This is a genomic window from Streptomyces sp. Q2, from assembly GCF_056820935.1.
The window spans coordinates 1-18,642 of sequence record NZ_JBXEJE010000027.1; the positions used below are offsets into that span (position 1 = coordinate 1).

Here is an 18,642-nt window from a genome sequence, read left to right on the forward strand (position 1 = left end):
GGCGCCGGTCGCCCGCGCGGGTCCCGCGCCGACGCCGACGGCGAGTGCGGCACCGCCGGCCGCCGCGGCGAGGCGCAGTGCGCGGCGCCGCGAGGGCTCTTGCTCTTCGTGGTACGTCGTCAGCTCGTCATCCGTCATACCGACGAGGCTACGAACGCCCTGGTCACCCCACCATGGCTCTGCCCACCCGGCCGACGGTGTACCTGACACCACCTCCGGTGCCGTCGCGGTCAGTTCTCCGACCGGGGGAACGAGACCTCCACCCGTCGGTTCTTCTTGCGACCGGACTCCGTCGCGTTCGACGAGATCGGGTACTGCTCGCCGTAGCCGCGGACCTCGAAGACCAGGTTCGGGTCGTTCAGTTCCTGGTCCAGAACGTCCTGCACGGCGTTGGCCCGCTGCTTGGACAGCACGTCGCCGTGGGCGGAGGAGCCCAGATTGTCCGTGAAGCCGAAGACTCGGATCTTCGTCGCGTTCTGCGTCTTGATCTCATCGGCGATCGCGAAGATACGGGCCTTGGCCTCGGCGCTCAGCTTCGCGCTGTCCTTGCCGAACAACACCTCCGCCTGGAGCGCGAACTTCACGTCCGCGTTCGTGTCCTCACGGCGCTCGTCGCCACTCTGGTCCTCGACGACCTGCTTGATGTCGAGAACCTTGGCCTCGGCGAGAGTGGCGCCCTCGGGGAGCTTGAGGTCGGGGTCGTTGGCGTCGACGTTCACGGGGGCGGAGGCGGTGGGTTCGGTGCCCGGCGGGACGCTGGGCGTGTCGTCGGCGTGGACGCCGGTCGCGGCGAAGAGGTTCGTGGCGAGCATGACGGAGGCGGCGGTGAGAGTCAGGGCGAGGCGGGGGGGCTTGGGGGTCATGGGGGCCTCACCCAGAGATCGTGATGTCCGCAGGCGCGAACATGGGCAGTTGGAAGGACACCTCGGACGCATCGTCCGGCGGAGCCGGGAACTGCATGAACACCGGAATGGCCTCACCGGACTTGACCGTCGAGATCCCGGTGGTGGTGAGGGGGCGACCGTCGGTGTCACGCAGGACGTAGTAGCGCTTCTTGCCCTTCGAATCCACCAAGGTGGCTCCACCGAAGGAGCGGCCGTTTCGGAGGATCTCGGTCTCGTTCCCGCTCAATTGAGCGGGAATAGTGAGTGACTTGTCACCGTCGTTCTTGAGGTTGCCCCCCACCGTGACGAAGCCGCCGGAATCGCGATTGGCCGAAGTGATCTCGAGCAGCAGCCCGTTGGGCCCCTTCAATTCGGCCATGGGGGATCCCGCATCGCCATCCTGAGCACTCGGCTGGGAACCATCGCCCTTGGAAGCCGACGGCGACGACTCCGGCTTCTTGTCGTCGCCGCCTCCCCCGCAGCCGGCCACACCGACGGCCAGACCGGCCGCAACGGTCAACGCGACCATTCCCCTGCGGGCGCTCGCTGTGAACCGATTGCTCATCTCTCCGCTTCCTTCATCACTCGTCGTTCGCTCGTCAGTCGGCCAGGTGGACGTCGAAGAGGTCCTCGGGTTTGGGCAGATCGGCGAGGTCGTCCGGGTCCAGGTCCCAGACGACTCCGTCGTCGCACGTGAGTTGTGGCAGCACGTCGTCCCCTGCATCTTCTCCGGGGAGCTCGAACGTGCACAGCGACTCGACCACGGCGGTGGCGGACTCTGTGGACTTCAGATCATCCGTGCCGGGAACGATCGAGTCGCCGACGGGCTTGTTGGTCTGCACCTCGACGTCGTAGTCCAGAGGTGTCGGCGACCCGCAGTAGGTCACCTGGGCCTCGTTCTCAGCGGCAAGCTGGTCAGCGCGCCAGCAGGAGTCGACGAGTCCCGGCACCTCACCGTCGAAGATGTCCTGCCACTGGGTGGGATCCAGTACGTCCTCCACCCACTTGTCCGCCAGTTGGTCCCGCGTGTCCAGGGCCGCCGCGAGTGCCGCCGCGTCGGCGGCGGTCTGGGCACCGTTTCGATTCGCCGCGGCCTGGCCGACCGCGAGGTACGCGAACGCGAGAAAGAGCAGACCTGCCACCACCGTGATGTAGATGGGAAAGGCCTGCCCTGCGTCATTGCACCTACGGAGCCTCAGCCGCCCGTGACTTCGGTGATCTTGTCCGTGATCGCGTTGTAAATCGTCTGCCCGATGTCCGTCCCCGTGATCGCCAACACGATCGCCACCACCACCGCGATGATCCCCAGGTACTCCACCGCGGTCTGCCCCCTGTCGTCGCGGGCAGCGCGGGCCTGAAGGTACGTGACGGTCGTGTTGATCCAGTTGCTCATGGTGTTCCCCTCCGCTGTCGTCGCCTTCGACACGCGAACCGTAAGCCGGAACACCCCGTCCTGCCGAGGGCCCCTGGGCCCAATTCCCGGTCGCCACAGGTCACCCCAGTCCCCGGTACGAACTCGGCGCCGTGCCCAGCCATTTCGCGGCGGCCTGGGAGCGGCTCGTGCTGTGGAGCTTGGCGAAGATGCGGTTGATGTGGTTCTTGACCGTCTTCTCGCTGATGAAGCAGGTGGCGGCGATCTGCTGGTTGTTCATCCCCGATGCGATGAGGTCCATGATCTCCGCCTCCCTCGTACTCAGCCGGAACCGCAACCTCGACGACTGTCCCACACCTGGTTGCAGTTGCGAAAGTCCTTTGCGGAAATTACTTGCAGAACTTGAAGACGGAAGGCCTCGTAGGCCGAAATAGCCTGGTGGAGAGGGTAATTCATCGCTCACCTGCGGAATGATTGCTTCCGCATTTTCGTATGCAGTCGCACCCTTCCGAGGCTCCGCAGCCGCCCATACGGCCGTGACAAGCTCGTTCACCGTGAACTCGCCGTGGATCAGGTACCCGACGGCACCCCGGCTCAGGGCCTCCTGGACGGTCTCCGGCTCCGCGCTGTAGGTGAGCATCAGCACGGGCGCGATCGGTACCAGGTACGGGAGTGCCGAGATGCCGTCCATGCCGGGCATGCGGACGTCCAGGAGGACCACGTCGGGGCGGTGGTCGCGGGCCGCCGCGCAGACCTCGTGGCCGTCGGCGGCCTCCGCGACGACCGTGATGTCCGCGCGGCCGGAGAGCAGGGCGGTGAGGCCTGCGCGTACCACCGGGTTGTCGTCCGCCACGACGACGCGCAGGGGGGCGCGGGGCGGCGTCTGTTGGTCCGGCATCTTTTTTTCGGCCTCCTCTCAATGGGTCGTTGGATGGGGGGTTACGGACGGGTTGGAGGTCACTGCTGCCAGGGGGAGTTCCAGGAGGACCTCCGTGCCGCTCACGTTGGCGCCCCGGCCGATGTCGATGCGGGCGCCGACCGTCGCCGCGCGTTCGACCATGCCGACCAGGCCGAAGTGGCCGGACCTGCGCAGGCGTTCGAGGGTGGTGTCCGGGGGGAGGCCGCGGCCGTCGTCGTGCACGCGGATGCGGAGCAGGTCGCCGTGGACGCCGGCGTAGACCTCCAGGTGTGTCGCGGAGGCGTGGCGGTGGGCGTTGTCCATGGCCTCCGTGGCGATGGTGAGGAGTTGGCGGGCCACGGCGGGCGGGACGAGGGGTGGCTCGGTGTCCTTCTCGCCGGTGGGGTGGTAGGTGGCGGGGAGGGCCGTACGGGCGCTGAAGTCCTCGGTGCGGGCGGCGAGTTCGGACAGTACGTCCGTGCGGTGGGAGGGGTCCGATTCGCGGCGCAGGTCGGTGAGGAGTTCGCGGGACTCGGCGGCGGCGCGGCGGGCGGCGCGGGCGACCAGTTCGGCCTGCTGTCTCACCCGGGCCGGGTCCATGTCCGCCGAGCCCGCCGAGTGGGCGAGGCCGTCCGCCGCGAGGGCCACGCCGTGCAGGGTCTTGGCGACGGAGTCGTGCATCTCCCGGGCCAGGCGGGCACGTTCGGCGCCGACCGCCTCGGTGACAGCGAGACGGGCCTTGACGGTGGCCAGCGCCTGCGTCGCCGTGCCGAAGCGGAGCATGAGCCCTCGCAGGGTGGAGCCCACGGCGCCGGTGATAACGCAGAGGCCGGGCAGGAGCAGCCGCTCCGCCGGGCCGATGTGCGGTCCGTCCTCGAGGGTCGCGTAGACCAGCAGGAGGACCAGGGACTGGACCGACGCGAAGACGGCCGCGCCTCGCCAGCCGTAGAGGAGGCCGGCGAGGAGGGGAGTGCAGACACTGACGTAGGCGAGGGTGGTGTCGGGGCCCGCGGAGACGAGGAGCAGGGAGGCGAGGAGGGTGTCGGCGGCGAGGAGGGTGGGGTGGCGCAGGAGGAGGGGGCCGAAGCGTTCCCAGTCTCTGAAGAGGACGTAGGAGGTCATGAAGGTGACCACCACGGCCGCGCCGACCAGGCGGACGCCCAGGCCGGGGTTGGCGTTGAGGAGGGCGGCGGGGGCGGCCAGGGCGATCATGGCCAGGCGGAAGCCGAAGACCTGGCGGCACATGGCCTGGAGGGCGTTCACCTGGACGGAGAGTGCGGGTGCGTCGAGGTGGGCCCCCGGTGGGGCCTGGTCTTCGTCGGCGCTCGCGCGTCCGATCGCCGTCGCGGAGGGCTTCGCCTCGCGCCCCGGCTTCCTCACCGTCAACATGTCCCCGCTACTCCCCCGTGATGGACCCGAAGTCCGTTCCCGATCCCAGCAGCAGGCCCGCCCCCAGCAGGATCATCGTGGCCGGGACCATGAACGTCGTGATCATCATCGTGGCCTTGGGTACCGCCCGCGCGGCCTTGCGGCGGGCGTTCTGGGCGTCCGTGCGGCGCATGTCCTTGGCCAGGGAGACGAGGGTGTCGACGATCGGCGCGCCGAGTTCCTCCCCCTGCTGGAGTGCCGTGACGAACATCGCCACCTGCTCGGAGTCGTTGCGCCGGCGCAGTTCCGCGAAGGCCTGGCGGCGGCTCATGCCGAGGTCCATCTGGCGCAGGGTGATGCGCAGTTCGTCGGCCCAGGGGCCCTCGTACCTGGACGCCACCCGGTCGAGTGCCTGCCGGAAGCCCAGCCCCGCGCTCACCACCACCGCGAGCACGTCCAGGAAGTCCGGCAGGGTCCGCTCGATGACGTCCTTGCGGATCCGGATCGCCGACCAGATGCCGACCTCCGTCCAGAACGCGCCGAACGCCAGCAGCAACAGGGCGACCAGGACGTCGCCCCGGAGCAGGAAGACCAGGAAGCCGACGCCACCCAGGAAGCCGTAGACCGCCCGGCGGGCCGCGTAGCGGTCGATGGTCAGGCCGCCGGGGTTGCCCGCGAGGTCGATCTTGCGGCGGTACTTCGCCACCTGCTTGGGGCCCATCAGACGGAGGACCGCGGGGGCGTAGCGCATGCCCAGGCGGTCGATCAGGGAGTCCACCGCGCCGGTGCGGGTGGCGCCGACCTCCAGGGCCAGCGCGAGGTCGGAGGGCAGTTTCGCGTCGGCCCGGTACATGCGGATGCCGGCGAAGACGCCCCAGACGCTGAGGCCCATCAGCAGGGCGAGCAGGAGTGCCATGGTGTGATCCTCCGCCGCTCAGACGTCGATGCGGGACAGGCGGCGGATGAGGATGAAGCCCACCGCGTACAGGGCGAACGCGACGATGACCGCCCCCTGGCCGACCGGTGAGCCCGTCATGCGGTCCAGTGCGCCGTCCTTCACGCCGTTCATGAGGAAGAGCGAGCCGATGCCCAGGACGGGGACGGCGTACGAGGTCATGTTCACCTGGGACAGCTGGGTGCGGACCTCGCGCCTGGTCTCCTTGCGCTCCTCCAGCGTCTCCGTGAGGTTGCGCAGCGCGCTCACCACCTGGCCGCCCGCCCGGTTGGACAGGACCAGGGTCGTGACCAGGACGACCAGTTCGCGCGAGGGCAGTCGTTCGGCCATCTCGCCGAGCGCGTCGTCCAGCGTCGCGCCCACCGCCAACTGGTTGGCCACTTTGGCGAGTTCCTCGCCGGCCGGGGCCTCCAGCTCGTCCGCGGCCATCCCGATCGCCGTACGCAGGGCCAGTCCCGCCTGGGTCGCGTTGGCCAGGATGCGGGCCATTTCGGGGAGTTGGTTGATGAACTTCTCGATGCGTTGCTGCCGCTGCCAGTTGAGGAACTGGACGGCCGCCCAGATCCCCAGCAGTCCGGCGATCGGGCCGAAGAAGGGGGCCAGCGTGGCCTGGCCGATCAGCCAGAGGCCGGCGACCGCGGCGAGCATGCCGGCGAAGAACTCGCCGGGGGTGATGTCCAGGCCGGTCGCGGCGAGGCGCAGTTCCAGCTTCCGGCCGAGTTTCATACGGCGCAGTCGCCGGTCCAGGTTGCGGAAATGGCGCCGGCGGCCGGTGTGCGGTATCTGGCCGGCCGCCGCGAGGCGTTCCACGAGTGCGGCCCGCTGCGCCCTGCCCTTGGCGTAGGTGTGGACGCCGATGACGGCGAGTACGCAGGTCAGCAGCGTGATGCCGGTGGTGAGGCTGAGGAGGGTCTGGAGATCCATGGGGGTGGTTCCTACCTGGCTACTCGGATGGCGAGCTGATCTGCGGACTGGGCCACGCCGAAGGCCTGGGGCGTGGGCTGGCTCGCCATGTAGAGGCGGTCGGCGGCGCGGCGCGGGATCGGGAAGTACTCGAACCGGCCGTAGATCCGGCCGTCGGCCGCCATCGGCTGGGCGGTGAAGCGGGCGACCGTGGCGATGCGGTACTGCTCGCTGCCGTGGCTGTCGAGCAGGGCGATCTCGGTGATGCGGCGGGCGCCGTCGGCGAACCGGGTCAGCTGGATGATCACGTCGACGGCGCTGTTGATCTGGTCGTGCAGCGCCTCGAAGGGGACCTCGACCTCGGACATCGCCGCCAGGGTCTTGAGCCGCATCAGCGCGTCCTCGGCGCTGTTGGCGTGCACGGTGGCCAGTGAGCCGTCGTGGCCGGTCGACATCGCCTGGAGCATGTCCAGGGACTCGCCGCCGCGGACCTCACCGACGACGATCCGGTCGGGTCGCATGCGCAGCGAGTTGCGGACCAGGTCGCGGATGGTGACCCGGCCCTGGCCCTCCACGTTCGGCGGGCGGGACTCCAGTCGGACCACGTGCCGCTGCTGGAGCTGGAGTTCGGCCGAGTCCTCGATGGTGATGATGCGGTCGCCCTCGGGGATGAGCCCGGACAGGGCGTTCAGGAGCGTGGTCTTTCCGGTGCCGGTCGCGCCGGACACGATGATGTTGAACCTCGCCTGCACCAGCCCCGCCAGCAGATACAGCATGTGGTCGTCCAGGGAGCCGAAGCCCGCCAGTTCCTGGAGCGTGTAGGAGCGGGGGAAGCGGCGGATGGTGAGGATGGCTCCGGTGAGGGACAGCGGCGGAATGATCACGTTCACCCGCTCGCCGGACGGGAGACGGGCGTCGACCATGGGGTTCGACTCGTCCACCCGCCGGTTGACCGTCGAGACGATCCGCTCGATCGTCTGCATCAGCTGGTCGTGGGAGGGGAAGCGCAACGGCAACTGCTCGACCCGGCCGCCGCGTTCGACGAAGATCGAGTCCGGGCCGTTCACCATGATCTCGGTGATCGACGCGTCTTCGAGCAGCGGCTCCAGGATGCCGAGGCCCAGCGCCTCGTCGACCACCCTGCGGATCAGCTGGGAGCGCTCCACCGTTGACAGGACCGGGCCCTCCCGGCTGATGATGTGCCCGAGCACCCGCTCCAGACGGGCCCGGCGCTCGGCCGCCGCCAGCGAACTCATCTCCGCGAGGTCGATCTCCTCCAGCAGCTTGGCCCGGTAGGAGGCGACCAGGTGGCCGTCCTCGCCCCGGCTGCCGTTCTCCTCCGGGGAGTTGATGCGTGACCGCAGGCTCATGGGTGCTTCCTCAGTGGTCGACCGGCATGGTGGCGGTCTTCTGGGCGGGGGCGAAGTCCCAGCCGGGGACGATGGACGGGATGTCGACGGTGGCGGTGACGGTGACCTCGTCGGCACCGAGCGCGGCGTCACAGGAGGTCTGGTCCGCCAGCCAGCCGCTCACCGCGTTCTGGCAGCCCTCCTGGGCACCCATGTCGAGCGAGGCGGCACGCGCGCCGGCCCGGGCCGCCGTTCCGGCCTGCTGGGCGGTGTAGGCGATGAGCCCGATCTGGACGCCGGCCATCGCCACGAGGATCAGGATCGGGATGAACCCGAGGTATTCCAGGGCGACCTGGCCGCGGTCGCGGCCTGTGCGGAGGCGTCCACCCGGGAATCGCCCGGGGCGGACCCGCCCTTCGCGGAGACGTCCGTCGCCGGCCTGTCCGTCGCCGACCCGTCCGTCGAGGAGGCGACCATCGCGGGACTGCCCATCACGGACCCGTCCCTCGCCGGCCCGTCCGACGCGGAAGCGACCATCGCGGGCCCGTTCGTCGCGGGCCCGTCCCTCGCCGGCCCGTCCGTCGCGGAAGCGACCATCGCGGGCCCGTTCGTCGCGGGCCCGTCCCTCGCCGGCCCGTCCGTCGCGGAAGCGACCATCGCGGGCCCGTTCGTCTCCGGTCCGTCCGTCTCCGGTCCGTCCGTCTCCGGTCCGTCCGTCTCCGGCCCGTCCGTCGCGGAGGCGACCATCTCGGGACTGCCCGTCGCGGGCCCGTCCCTCGCCGACCCGTCCGTCGCGGAGGCGACCATCGCGCCCCCGTCCTGTCCCGTCGTACGACATCTCAGTCCTTCACCTCCTCCACGGCCCCCGCGTGGCCCTCGACGTCGACGGGGAAGCCGATCGAGCCCGGGAAGAGGACGGGGACCTGGAGCGTGACGGTGGCCCTGACATAGCCGCCCCCGGTCTCGCAGGTCACTTCGCCGCTCCACGCGCCCGGCAGCTTGTCCAGGCCCGCCTGCTGACACGCGCCCTGTCGCGCCCCCAATTCCGCAGCCGTCCCCGCCCGCACCGCCTCGTCCGCAGCATTCCCGGCGAGCGTGTACGTGTATCCCAGCAGCACGAACTGCCACATCAGCACCAGCGTCAGGATGATCAGCGGGGTCATGCCGAGGAACTCGACGGCGACCTGGCCGCCGTCGTCCCTCCACCAGGGACGGCGCGTCCTCCTCCCGGGTCGGCGCATCGCTACCTCCCCAGCTCTCTGCGCCGCCGGAAGCCGATCGCCGTCCGGTCGCCGCCGCGAAGCCGGCCCGCCCGGTGGCCGGGCGCCTCGGACCCCTTGACGAGTCCGAGTTCGCCCGCGAGGCCCCACAGGGCCTGTTTCACCGTGCTCCTGTTGTCCAGTTCGTGGAGGCGGCCGGCGTCCACCGCGCCCTGCAGTTCCTTGAAGTTGGCCGGGATCGCGGTGCCGGCGACGGGGGTGCCGGTGATCTTCTGGATCAGCGGTGGCTGGATCTCCGTACCGCGGGTGTGGCGGTTGACGACGACGGTGGTCTCCTCGGCCTTGCGGATCTGCAGCCGGTCCCACATCCGTACCGTGCGCTTGGCGCCCCGGACCGCGACCACGTCCGGCGTCGTGACCAGCAACGCCGTGTCGGCCATCTCCACGGCGGCCGCGCCCGCGCCGCCGAGCTGGGAGCCGCAGTCGACGACGACGACGTCGTAGCGGGAGCGCAGGGCGCTGACGATCTGGCGGGCGGCCCGGTCGGTGACCTCCTCGCCGCGTTCGCCCTCGCCGGGGGCGAGCAGCAGCGCGAGGCCGGTGTCGTGGCGGAAGACGGCGTCGGCGAGGACGCGCGGGGAGATGTCGGTGATGGCGGCCAGGTCGACGACCGAGCGGCGGAACTGGACGTCCAGGAAGGAGGCGATGTCGCCGGCCTGGAGGTCCATGTCGACGAGGGCCGTGCTGCGGCCGGACGCCTGGGCGGCGAGGGCGAGCTGGATGGCGGTGAGGGTCGCGCCCACGCCTCCCTTGGCGCCGCTCACCGTGACGACGGTCCCGCCGACGCCGGTGAACACGTCGCCGCCGGCGCCCAGGTGACGCCGTACGCCCACCGACCACTGGGCGACCGCCTGTACCCGGATGGCCAGCTCCTCGTACCCGAGCGGCAGGGCGATCAGGCCGCGGGCGCCGTAGTCCATCGCCGCCTGGAACAGGCCGGGGCTGGCGTCGGAGGTGACGAGGATGACGCCGACGGCCGGGAAGCGGAGGGCGACTTCGCGGATGAGTTCCAGTGCGGGGACCGGGCCGATGCGCTCGTGGACGACGACCACCTCGGGCAGTTCGTCGATCGACTCGGCGGCGAGGCGGGCCAGGGTGTCGATGAGCTGCGTGGAGTCGACGACGGGGGCCACCGGCTCGGCGTCGGGGAGCTGGCTGAGGAGGGTCGTGATGGACCGGGCCGCGTCCGCGTCGCCGACAGCCGGGAGGATCCTCGTGGGCATGGCGGCCTCTCACTTGTCCTTGGCGAGTTCGTAGGTGCGGTCCTTCTCCGGGACGGTGGTGTCGGTGCCGGGTGCGACGAGCGCGAGCCGGACCTCCTCGGCGAACGACTCGGCGTACGTGATGCGCTGGGCGTCGACGGTGGTCAGCGCGAAGGTGATGGGGACGGCATCGGTCTCCTGTCGCGTGCGGTCGCTCTCGTCGGGCTTGAGGGCGGTCAGTTTGCCGACGTCGAGGACCTTGGCGTTGGTCACGATGATCTTGGACTGGGCGGGGTCGCCCTCGCGCTGTCCCTCGAACGTGGCGTACACGTTCACCGTCGAACCCGGCGTGATCTTGCCCGCGACGCCGGTCGCCGCGTCGATCATGATGGCGACCTCCTGCTGCCCGGGCTGCAGAGCGGGCTGGTCGACGATCATGTCGCTCTGCAGCAGGGAGCCGGCCTTCAGCGTGGTGACGGCGATCTTGCCGCGGATCTGGGCGAGGTCGGTGACGGCGGTCTCCGACAGCCACCGCTCGGGCATCTCGGTCTTCTCGAACTGGCCCGCGTCGAGGCTGGTGTAGGGCTGCACGTCGGCCTTGAGCCGGTACGCCGTGACCTCGGGTCCGACCTTGGACTTCACGTCGTTGATGACGGACAGCACGCCGGCGAACGCGCCGAGGGCGCACAGGACCGACAGAAGCAGGAGTATCACGCCGCGGCGCTGACGGGAGTTCATGAACCGTGCAACCTCATTGGGGGTTCGGTCGAGCGGAGTCGGGGGGTGCGGGTCTGCCCTTGGGGCGTTATCCGGCGGGCAGTTGGTTCTCGCGAACAGGTGACACGGGCGCTGTGGCGGAGCAGAAGACGCAGCGGTCGCCGATGACGTCGATGCCGCACCAGTGACAGGTGTTCTGCCGTACCGAGGTGACCAGTTGGTAGAGCACCGACAGGTCGGGCAGGAAGGTGCAGAACTCGATCAGCCTGCCGGTCCCCCACCATCGCGCGGACTCGGCCGGCAGCGGGCTCTCGCGCAGCCCCTGCACCTGCCAGGCCTTGGCCAGCGAGGCGGTGACCCAGTCGGACTGGAGCTGCCCCTTCGCCACCAGCATGGACGTGGCGAACTCCGGCCCCGCGAGGGTGGCCCCTGGGCCGATCCGCTCCAGCTGCGGCTGCGGATGCGCGAGCACCGCGAACTGGCTGCCGGGCACCCAGGACTTCGCGTGCGACTTCAGTCCCACGGGGACGCGGTCGAGTTTGGCCACGGAGCCCAGGAGCGCCCCGGCATGGATGTAGTGGGTGAGCAGGCGGCCGGCCGAGGCGAGCACGCCCGGGCTCAGGTCGCACGAGGCGAGCTGCCTCAACTGGCGGGCGAGGACGGCGAGTCCGAGCGGTGGCAGTTCTGGACGGAACAGGGCGATACGGTCGCTCTCCAGCAGGGAGCGCACCGTGTGCAGCCGCCGCTGCGTCTGCTGCGGGACGGCCTGCGAGCACACGACGATCACGTACCCGTGCTGGTCGATCAGTGACTGCAGGACGGCGAGCGACCGGTCGAGCGGCTCGGTGTCCAGGCCCGACAGGACCACGGCGGGCATGGTCCGGTCGTCCTGCGGTGGCAGCGCCATGTCGGCACTGGTCACGGCGATGGCAGTTGGCACGCGCAGCTCCCCGAATCCCATGCCTGTCGGCCCGCCCGGCCCTACCCCGGCGCACCCAGTCGACTTCACTGCGTGACTACCTGAGCACTGTATCCACGCCCCTGTGACCGGAGAACAGCGTTTCTGTGACTTCCTGGTCCTGTTGGGAGTGCAAAAGGGGGCTATTTCAGTCCAGATGGGGTGCATGTGCCACGAGATCATTTGCTACGAGGGTGAGTTGACCCGGCAGCCGACCCCCTCCCTCCGCCCGCCCCCTTGACAGCCGAATTGGTCTGGACCAACTTGTACGTCCAACGGTGGCCACCGTCAGCCCTCTCCGCCCCTCTCCCCCACCGGAGGCCCCAGTGGACCCCGTACCAGGCATACCCGGACGGACCCGGTTGCTCCTTTCCGGAGCCCTCGCCGCAGCCCTCGCCCTCGCGGTGGCCGGCGCGGGCCCGGCGTCCGCCGCGGACGTCAACAACGCGAAGAACGCCGGATTCGAGTCGGGACTGACCGACTGGACCTGCTCCGCGGGCAGCGGTACGACGGTCTCCGCACCGGCGCACGGCGGCTCGGCCGCGCTGCGGGCGACCCCGGCCGGGCAGGACCACGCCCGGTGCACCCAGACGGTGGCGGTGAAGCCCAACTCGACGTACACGCTGAGCGCGTGGGTGCGGGGCGGGTACGCGTACCTGGGCGCGACGGGCACGGGTACGACGGACGTGTCGACGTGGACGCCGGACTCCCCGTCCTGGAAGCAGCTGTCGACGTCGTTCACGACGGGCGCGTCGACGACCTCGGTGACGGTGTACACGCACGGCTGGTACGGGCAGGCCGCGTACTTCGCGGACGACGTGTCGGTGTTCGGGCCGGACGGGGGCGGGGGCGGGGATCCGGCGCCCACCGTCCCGGCGGCGCCGAGCGGACTGTCGGTGTCGGGAACTTCCCCGTCCTCGGTCTCCCTGTCGTGGAGCACGGTCCCGGGCGCGACCGGCTACCACGTCTACCGGAACGGCACGAAGGTGACGGCGGTGACGGGAACGTCCGCGACCGTGACCGGCCTCGCGGCTTCGACGTCGTACTCCTTCCAGGTCACGGCGACCAACACGGCGGGAGAGTCGGGGAGGTCGGCGACGGTGACGGGCACCACCACGGCGGGTGAGGGCGGTGGTGACGTCTCGCTGCCCAGGCACGCGGTGACGGGCTACTGGCAGAACTTCAACAACGGGGCGACCGTCCAGAAGCTCTCCGCCGTCCAGTCCTCCTACGACATCATCGCGGTGGCCTTCGCGGACGCCACGGCGACACCGGGCGCGGTGACCTTCACCCTCGACTCCGCCGGTCTGGGCGGCTACACCGTCGACCAGTTCAAGGCGGACGTGAAGGCGAAGCAGGCCGCCGGGAAGAAGGTCGTCGTCTCGGTGGGCGGCGAGCGCGGGGCGGTGTCGGTGAACGACTCGGCCTCCGCGACGAACTTCGCCAACTCGGTGTACGCGCTCATGCAGACGTACGGCTTCGACGGCGTCGACATCGACCTGGAGAACGGCCTCAACACGACGTACATGACGCAGGCGTTGCGGGCGCTGTCGGCGAAGGCGGGGAGCTCCCTGGTCCTGACGATGGCCCCGCAGACGATCGACATGCAGTCCACCTCCAACGCGTACTTCCGGACCGCCCTGAACGTGAAGGACATCCTCACGGTCGTCAACATGCAGTACTACAACAGCGGTTCCATGCTGGGCTGCGACGGCAAGGTGTACAGCCAGGGCTCGGTGGACTTCCTGACCGCCCTGGCCTGCATCCAGCTGGAGGGCGGGCTGGCTCCGTCACAGGTGGGCCTCGGGGTGCCGGCTTCGCCGAGCGGCGCGGGAAGCGGGTACGTGTCCCCGTCCGTGGTGAACAGCGCCCTGGACTGCCTGACGAAGGGCACGGCCTGCGGGTCCTTCAAGCCACCCCGGACCTATCCCGACCTGCGTGGCGCGATGACCTGGTCGACCAACTGGGACGCGGCGGCGGGGAACGCGTGGTCCAACGCGGTGGGGCCACACGTGCACGCGCTGCCGTGACGAACCTCTTGTGAGCGGGACTCCCCGGGGCCGGGCGGCGCTGCCGGCCGGCTCCGGGATCCGGTCGGTGTCGACCGGGACCGGTTCAGGCTGTTCGTCGGTCCGTGGAGACCAGCCACTGCCAACGCCGGCGTTCCGTGACGAGGCTCGCGGCGACGAGGAGCGACACCATGGCCGCCGCGACGGCCGGCCACACCACCCACGCGGAGATCACGGCCGCGGCGAACTGCAGCACCACGAGCAGGATCGTGACCAGTCCCGGGACCGGGACGATCACCTGCGCCTTGTCGCCCGGAGTGGAGAAGACGGTCGGAAGGCCGATCAGCACCACCACCGCCAACACGGCGAGCACCCACGAGTACGCGGACAGGGCCCACGGTGTGGCCACCCAGGCGACGAGTTCCGAGGCGAAGCGCAGGGCGGATGCGGTGCGGTCGTCCGGTCGTTCCACGTTCGTCCCCCAAGATCGGCGTCGACCATGAGCGGGGGAGCCTACGACGGGTGAGAGACGGTCGAGCGGGTTTGGCCGGTAGTCGACCACGGCCGTGGCGGGCGCCGGACTCGGCTGCCGGGCGGGGCAGTTGAGGGGGTCGGGAACTGCTGCCGGTTTTCTGAGCATGAGTGACTTCTGGTGAGCGTGAGTGAGTGCCGGCGCTGGATGCGGTTGTTCCGCTGTGTCAGGAGTGCGCCCTCCCCCCTGGGGTGTGCTGTGGCCCTTGGCTCTCGGGCGGGGAACGTGAGTTCTCGGGTCGAATGGGTGACCTTTGCGGGGGCTGCTCGTTGACTGCCGTGACGGGGATCTTCGGCCGGGCGGGGTGGAGGGTGGGCGGGTTGCGGGAGGTGGCGGCGTCGTTCGTGGTGCCCGGTCCTTCCGGGGTGGCTGTTCGGGACCGGCTGCGGGTGTCGGCGGCGGATGCGGAAGTGCTCGCCGAGGTCGGCGTGTACTTGGGGTCGCTGGCCGCGGCGGATCTCGCGGAGCGGTCCAGGCAGGGGCCGGCGCATGACGCGGCCGGGTGGGCGGTGCGCAAGCGGGAGTTGACCGGGAGGTCTTCGGCGCGGTGGGCGGGCAGTATCACCAAGGCCACGCACGATCAGTGGGCGCTGGCCCGGCGCGGCCAGGCCGCCCATCTGGCCTGGCTGCGCGGGCAGATCGCGTCCATCGAGGCGCGGCTGGCCCGGCCGCTCGGCGCCAAGGCGGACAAACGAGCAGGGCTGGTGCGTGGGTATTCGACGCGTGGTGAGTGGCATGCCAAGTCCCGCCGCCTGCAGACCCTCAAGGACCGCCTCACGGTGGTGGAGGCGGACCGGGCGGCGGGCCGGGTGCATGTGGTGCGCGGCGGCAAGCGCCTCGCGAACACCCGTCACCACCTTGAGGCGGCCGGGCTGAGCGGGCAGGCGTGGCGGGAGCGGTGGCGGGCGGAGCGGATGTTCCTGGCCGCAGACGGGGAGTCCGGCAAGCGGTTCGGCAACGAGACGATCCGCGTCACCGACACCGGTCGGCTCTCGGTCAAGCTCCCGGCCCCGCTGGCCCGTCTGGCCAACGCCCCGCATGGCCGTTACGTCCTCGACGCGACGGTGGCGTTCCCGCACCGCGGGCAGGAGTGGCGTGACCGGATCACCGCCAACCGGGCTGTGGCGTACCGCATCCACCACGACACCGCACGCGGCCGCTGGTATGTCACCGCCTCCTGGCAGCGCGCCGCCACCCCCGTCCTGCCCCTCGACGCGGCCCTCGTCCGGGGGGTGGTGGGCGTGGACATGAATGACGACCACCTCGCGGCCTGGCACCTCGACGTGCACGGCAACCCGGTCGGCGAGCCGCAGCGCTACTTCTACGACCTGACCGGCAGTACCGAGCACCGGGACGCGCAGATCCGGCACGCCCTGACCCGGCTGCTGCACCACACCCTGCGCTGCGGGGCCGCCGCGATCGCCATCGAGGACCTCGACTTCACCGACGGCACCAGCCGGGAGAAGCACGGCCGCAACAAGCGCTTCCGGCGCCTCATCTCCCGTTTCCCGACCGCGAAACTCAGGGCCCGGCTGGTGTCGATGGCCGCCGAGCAGAACGTGGCGGTGGTCGCAGTCGACCCGGCCTACACCAGCCGCTGGGGTGCCCAGCACTGGCAACAGCCAATGACCACCCCACGACGCAAGACGTCCCGGCACGATGCGGCGAGCATCGCGGTCGGGCGACGCGCCCTCGGACATCCGATCCGGCGACGGACAGCACCGCCCCACCCCGACCAGAGTGATCGTGGTGGGCATCGGACCGTCCAGGCCCGACCGGACACCCGCAGGCGTGAGGAACCCCGCCCCCACCTTCCCGGACCGCGCACACGATGCGCGCCGCCCGGCGGTGGAGCGAAAGCGGGCGACCAGGGTGCCCAACACCGTTCGGGACACCCGGCTGAGCAAGAGTGCTGGCAACAGGACTCACTCCCGCTCAGTCTTTAGGAACGGTCGGTAAGGTGCTTCACCGGCCGATTGATCACCGACGGAGGCTCCGTGAACGTACCGCCGCCCACGCCCCCATTTCAGCAGCAGCCTCCTGCCCCGCACCCCGCGTACGCGCCCCAGGTGCCGGCGCCGTCCTTCTCGTACGCCGGACCGGCACCCATGGGAGCCATGCCCGGGCCGGGCCTCGTGTGTGAGGTGTGCGGAGCCGCTCCTGCCGCCGCGGTGACCGTTCGTGGGCATCAGGGCATGGTCGTGATCATGCGGTTCCTGCGGCGGGAAGGGATGTTCTGCCGGACCTGCGGGACGGCTGTCTTCCGTCAGATGCAGGCGGACACGCTGGTGCAGGGCTGGTGGGGGCCGCTGTCCGCGATCATCACGCCGTTCGTCCTGCTGCTGAACCTCGGTGCCCGGTCCACCGTGCGCGGTCTCCCGGAGCCCGCCACCGGGAGCTGGCGCCCGCCGCTCGACCCGGGCAAGCCCGTGCTGCGGCGGCCGGCCGGCCTCGTCGCCGCAGTGCCGCTGGCCGCGATCGGTCTGGTCGTGATGGCCATCCCGGTGCTGATGGTCATCGGCATGGTCTTCGGGGACGATCCGCCGAAGACGCTCACGGTCGGTTCGTGTGCCCGCAACGACGGCTCCTGGAGTGACCAGGACCTGAAGCCGGTGACTTGCGGTGCGTCCGACGCGGAGTTCGAGGTGACCGAGCCCGGTGCGAAGGGGTGCGCGACCGGGGACTATCTCGCCGGCCTGGAGTACAGCGCGGACGGTGCGACGTCGCTGTGTCTGCGTCCCGCCCGGCGGTGAACGGGTTTCCGGCACGGCATGTCGGCCCGAACGTGTGGACGCACCGTTCGGCACAGACTCCTGAGGATGTTCGCATGTCTTTCGGCCCCCCGCCCGCCGGCTTCGGGTCCCCTACATCGCCCGCCTGGACCGCGCCGACCGACATCGAGCAGGCGCTGCTCGAAGCCAAGGCGCGTGACGACTGGGCGGCGTACTTCACCACGCTCGCGCAGAACCGGCTGTTCTTCGAGGTACGACGGGACAAGGTGGATGCCGGAGCGGGCGGAACGTACCCGGTCTTCGGGTTCGATCCGCGAGCCGGCGGTCCGGTCTGGCCGGTGTACACCGCGGGGATGCTTCCCGTTCCGGAGCCGAACCGGGTCTTCGACTGGAACACCCTCCGGTGGTTCGCCCGGGTGTGGGCGCCGACCGATCCACCGATGATCGTGGTCAATCCCGGCAGCCCGTGCGAGGCGTTCCTCCCGGCCGCGCCGCCGCGCTCCGACGTCTGGGCTCAGTACTCGCGCGGTGAACGCGATCCGGAACCCTCCTTGCGCCTGCGCACGCTCAGCGTCGGTGGCCCGCTGCACGGTCCCGTCGCCCACGGACTGGCCTGCGGTGCCCTCCTCTGTGTCAACAACGGCTCGTTCTGGAACGCCATGGCCTGGCACGGCACCGGCTATCCCAACGAGCGCAAGCGGCTGAGCGAGTGGTGGGGCATCACCACGCGGGAGGAATGGTTGTCCGCCCTTCGGGGCCTGGTCGCCTGTGAATCTCACAGCCCTGTCTGGGAGTTCGCCCTCGGCCTGCGCCGGACCATCGCCCGTGACTTCGGTGGACACGTCGACGTCGGTTACTGGCGTCAGGCCGCCGCCAACGTCATTCGCGCCCGGGACGAGGGCTCGACCGTGGTCACCGCCGACGGGGTCACCAAGATCGAGCCACGGCCCGAATCCGAGACCGAGGCCCGGGTGGCGGGCGTGCAGCGGCTCATCGGGCGGATCACCCGGTACGAGGCCCGGATGCGCGCCGACGGAGTGCTCGACGAGAACCGGTACATCAGCTCCGTCGAGGCCTGGGATCTCGGGCGTGCCTCGAAGATGGCCCGGTGGGGGCTCGGGGCCCGGTTCGGGAGCGTGCGGGAGGCCGAGGCCGCCGTCATCGAGGCAGGTCGGACGGCGGCACGGTCGTACAAGTCGTGGCAGGACTTCTCCGTCGGCTACATCCTCGGGCGGTGTCTGCACTTCGACGACGAGGAGTTCGGGCAGTGGTACACCGACATGGTCGACGCCCATCGGCTGCTGATGTCCGACCCCGGCAGCCCCTGGCTCAACATCCCCTTCCGGTAGGCCCGTCCGTACGACCCGGCCGCCCATACGGCGCCGGACGGGAGTGACTCGCTTCACCTTCACAACCTTTGAATTTTCTTTACATGGCCCTTACACCTCCTTAGACTTCCTTCGTTTGCCACTGCGACGTGTGT

Annotated in this window: 20 protein-coding genes; 4 read left to right on the plus strand and 16 right to left on the minus strand. The window is 70.2% G+C overall.

Translation table 11 applies throughout. The annotated features are described in order from the left end of the window. Positions 1 to 230 precede the first annotated feature (230 nt). The 15 genes from ACWBNA_RS28530 to ACWBNA_RS28600 all read right to left on the minus strand — a co-directional run bounded on the left by ACWBNA_RS28530 (position 231) and on the right by ACWBNA_RS28600 (position 11,889). Positions 231 to 863 carry an OmpA family protein gene (locus ACWBNA_RS28530; RefSeq protein WP_482707380.1) on the minus strand — a complete coding sequence of 211 codons (633 nt, stop codon included), beginning with the start codon at positions 861 to 863 and terminating at the stop codon, positions 231 to 233. Between the two features lie 7 nt (positions 864 to 870). Beyond that, positions 871 to 1,449 carry a hypothetical protein gene (locus ACWBNA_RS28535; RefSeq protein ID WP_482707381.1) on the minus strand — a complete coding sequence of 193 codons (579 nt, stop codon included), beginning with the start codon at positions 1,447 to 1,449 and terminating at the stop codon, positions 871 to 873. A 34-nt stretch (positions 1,450 to 1,483) separates the two neighbouring features. Further along, entirely contained in the window at positions 1,484 to 2,083 is a 600-nt protein-coding gene (locus ACWBNA_RS28540; RefSeq protein WP_482707509.1) for a pilus assembly protein TadG-related protein, read from the minus strand. Further along, the gene (locus tag ACWBNA_RS28545; protein ID WP_383858049.1) at positions 2,080 to 2,277 is read right to left on the minus strand and encodes a Flp family type IVb pilin; all 198 of its coding nucleotides are present in this window, start codon (positions 2,275 to 2,277) and stop codon (positions 2,080 to 2,082) included. The genes ACWBNA_RS28540 and ACWBNA_RS28545 overlap by 4 nt, the downstream gene beginning before the upstream one ends. A gap of 100 nt (positions 2,278 to 2,377) precedes the next feature. Then, positions 2,378 to 3,154: a response regulator gene (locus ACWBNA_RS28550; RefSeq protein ID WP_482707382.1), complete on the minus strand. Its 777-nt coding sequence runs from the start codon at positions 3,152 to 3,154 to the stop codon at positions 2,378 to 2,380. Positions 3,155 to 3,172: 18 nt separating this feature from the next. Beyond that, positions 3,173 to 4,543, minus strand: a complete 1,371-nt coding sequence (locus ACWBNA_RS28555; RefSeq protein ID WP_482707383.1) for a sensor histidine kinase — start codon at positions 4,541 to 4,543, stop codon at positions 3,173 to 3,175. Positions 4,544 to 4,550: 7 nt separating this feature from the next. Continuing rightward, on the minus strand, positions 4,551 to 5,438 hold the full coding sequence (locus ACWBNA_RS28560; RefSeq protein ID WP_482707384.1) for a DUF5936 domain-containing protein: 888 nt from the start codon (positions 5,436 to 5,438) through the stop codon (positions 4,551 to 4,553). An 18-nt stretch (positions 5,439 to 5,456) separates the two neighbouring features. Continuing rightward, on the minus strand, positions 5,457 to 6,401 hold the full coding sequence (locus ACWBNA_RS28565; RefSeq protein ID WP_482707385.1) for a type II secretion system F family protein: 945 nt from the start codon (positions 6,399 to 6,401) through the stop codon (positions 5,457 to 5,459). A gap of 11 nt (positions 6,402 to 6,412) precedes the next feature. Further along, positions 6,413 to 7,750, minus strand: coding sequence for a TadA family conjugal transfer-associated ATPase (locus tag ACWBNA_RS28570; protein WP_482707386.1), 1,338 nt, complete (start codon positions 7,748 to 7,750; stop codon positions 6,413 to 6,415). A gap of 10 nt (positions 7,751 to 7,760) precedes the next feature. Further along, a complete protein-coding gene (locus ACWBNA_RS28575) occupies positions 7,761 to 8,075 on the minus strand; it encodes a TadE/TadG family type IV pilus assembly protein (RefSeq protein ID WP_482707510.1) in 315 nt (104 codons plus the stop codon). Then, a complete protein-coding gene (locus tag ACWBNA_RS28580) occupies positions 8,045 to 8,536 on the minus strand; it encodes a hypothetical protein (protein WP_482707521.1) in 492 nt (163 codons plus the stop codon). The genes ACWBNA_RS28575 and ACWBNA_RS28580 overlap by 31 nt, the downstream gene beginning before the upstream one ends. A 32-nt stretch (positions 8,537 to 8,568) precedes the next feature. Next, a complete protein-coding gene (locus ACWBNA_RS28585; RefSeq protein ID WP_482707387.1) occupies positions 8,569 to 8,970 on the minus strand; it encodes a TadE/TadG family type IV pilus assembly protein in 402 nt (133 codons plus the stop codon). 2 nt (positions 8,971 to 8,972) lie between these two features. Continuing rightward, the gene (locus ACWBNA_RS28590) at positions 8,973 to 10,232 is read right to left on the minus strand and encodes a CpaE/TadZ family protein (protein ID WP_482707388.1); all 1,260 of its coding nucleotides are present in this window, start codon (positions 10,230 to 10,232) and stop codon (positions 8,973 to 8,975) included. Between the two features lie 9 nt (positions 10,233 to 10,241). Continuing rightward, entirely contained in the window at positions 10,242 to 10,949 is a 708-nt protein-coding gene (gene cpaB / locus ACWBNA_RS28595) for a Flp pilus assembly protein CpaB (protein ID WP_482707389.1), read from the minus strand. 67 nt (positions 10,950 to 11,016) lie between these two features. Next, positions 11,017 to 11,889, minus strand: a complete 873-nt coding sequence (locus ACWBNA_RS28600) for a hypothetical protein (RefSeq protein ID WP_482707390.1) — start codon at positions 11,887 to 11,889, stop codon at positions 11,017 to 11,019. 323 nt (positions 11,890 to 12,212) lie between these two features. On the opposite strand from ACWBNA_RS28600, the gene ACWBNA_RS28605 reads away from it, so the two are divergent. Beyond that, positions 12,213 to 13,916: a chitinase gene (locus tag ACWBNA_RS28605; RefSeq protein WP_482707391.1), complete on the plus strand. Its 1,704-nt coding sequence runs from the start codon at positions 12,213 to 12,215 to the stop codon at positions 13,914 to 13,916. An 85-nt stretch (positions 13,917 to 14,001) separates the two neighbouring features. On the opposite strand, the gene ACWBNA_RS28610 is transcribed toward ACWBNA_RS28605, so the two are convergent. Beyond that, complete coding sequence (locus ACWBNA_RS28610) at positions 14,002 to 14,367, minus strand: hypothetical protein (protein WP_482707392.1); 366 nt, start codon at positions 14,365 to 14,367, stop codon at positions 14,002 to 14,004. 338 nt (positions 14,368 to 14,705) lie between these two features. Between ACWBNA_RS28610 and ACWBNA_RS28615 the strand changes: the two genes are divergently transcribed. The 3 genes from ACWBNA_RS28615 to ACWBNA_RS28625 all read left to right on the plus strand — a co-directional run bounded on the left by ACWBNA_RS28615 (position 14,706) and on the right by ACWBNA_RS28625 (position 18,508). Then, positions 14,706 to 16,373, plus strand: coding sequence for an IS200/IS605 family accessory protein TnpB-related protein (locus tag ACWBNA_RS28615; RefSeq protein WP_482707511.1), 1,668 nt, complete (start codon positions 14,706 to 14,708; stop codon positions 16,371 to 16,373). A gap of 51 nt (positions 16,374 to 16,424) precedes the next feature. Further along, on the plus strand, positions 16,425 to 17,180 hold the full coding sequence (locus tag ACWBNA_RS28620) for an LppU/SCO3897 family protein (RefSeq protein WP_482707393.1): 756 nt from the start codon (positions 16,425 to 16,427) through the stop codon (positions 17,178 to 17,180). 74 nt (positions 17,181 to 17,254) lie between these two features. After that, the gene (locus ACWBNA_RS28625; protein ID WP_482707394.1) at positions 17,255 to 18,508 is read left to right on the plus strand and encodes a DUF1266 domain-containing protein; all 1,254 of its coding nucleotides are present in this window, start codon (positions 17,255 to 17,257) and stop codon (positions 18,506 to 18,508) included. Positions 18,509 to 18,642 lie beyond the last annotated feature (134 nt).

Bases quoted from the DNA above. Each gene is read 5' to 3' on its own strand.
- cpaB (WP_482707389.1), bottom strand. From the start codon at position 10,949: ATGAACTCCCGTCAGCGCCGCGGCGTGATACTCCTGCTTCTGTCGGTC.
- ACWBNA_RS28545 (WP_383858049.1), bottom strand. From the start codon at position 2,277: ATGAGCAACTGGATCAACACGACCGTCACGTACCTTCAGGCCCGCGCT.
- ACWBNA_RS28590 (WP_482707388.1), bottom strand. From the start codon at position 10,232: ATGCCCACGAGGATCCTCCCGGCTGTCGGCGACGCGGACGCGGCCCGG.
- ACWBNA_RS28625 (WP_482707394.1), top strand. From the start codon at position 17,255: ATGTCTTTCGGCCCCCCGCCCGCCGGCTTCGGGTCCCCTACATCGCCC.
- ACWBNA_RS28565 (WP_482707385.1), bottom strand. From the start codon at position 6,401: ATGGATCTCCAGACCCTCCTCAGCCTCACCACCGGCATCACGCTGCTG.
- ACWBNA_RS28555 (WP_482707383.1), bottom strand. From the start codon at position 4,543: ATGTTGACGGTGAGGAAGCCGGGGCGCGAGGCGAAGCCCTCCGCGACG.
- ACWBNA_RS28550 (WP_482707382.1), bottom strand. From the start codon at position 3,154: ATGCCGGACCAACAGACGCCGCCCCGCGCCCCCCTGCGCGTCGTCGTG.
- ACWBNA_RS28585 (WP_482707387.1), bottom strand. From the start codon at position 8,970: ATGCGCCGACCCGGGAGGAGGACGCGCCGTCCCTGGTGGAGGGACGAC.
- ACWBNA_RS28580 (WP_482707521.1), bottom strand. From the start codon at position 8,536: ATGGTCGCCTCCGCGACGGACGGGTCGGCGAGGGACGGGCCCGCGACG.
- ACWBNA_RS28570 (WP_482707386.1), bottom strand. From the start codon at position 7,750: ATGAGCCTGCGGTCACGCATCAACTCCCCGGAGGAGAACGGCAGCCGG.
- ACWBNA_RS28600 (WP_482707390.1), bottom strand. From the start codon at position 11,889: ATGGGATTCGGGGAGCTGCGCGTGCCAACTGCCATCGCCGTGACCAGT.
- ACWBNA_RS28560 (WP_482707384.1), bottom strand. From the start codon at position 5,438: ATGGCACTCCTGCTCGCCCTGCTGATGGGCCTCAGCGTCTGGGGCGTC.
- ACWBNA_RS28530 (WP_482707380.1), bottom strand. From the start codon at position 863: ATGACCCCCAAGCCCCCCCGCCTCGCCCTGACTCTCACCGCCGCCTCC.
- ACWBNA_RS28535 (WP_482707381.1), bottom strand. From the start codon at position 1,449: ATGAGCAATCGGTTCACAGCGAGCGCCCGCAGGGGAATGGTCGCGTTG.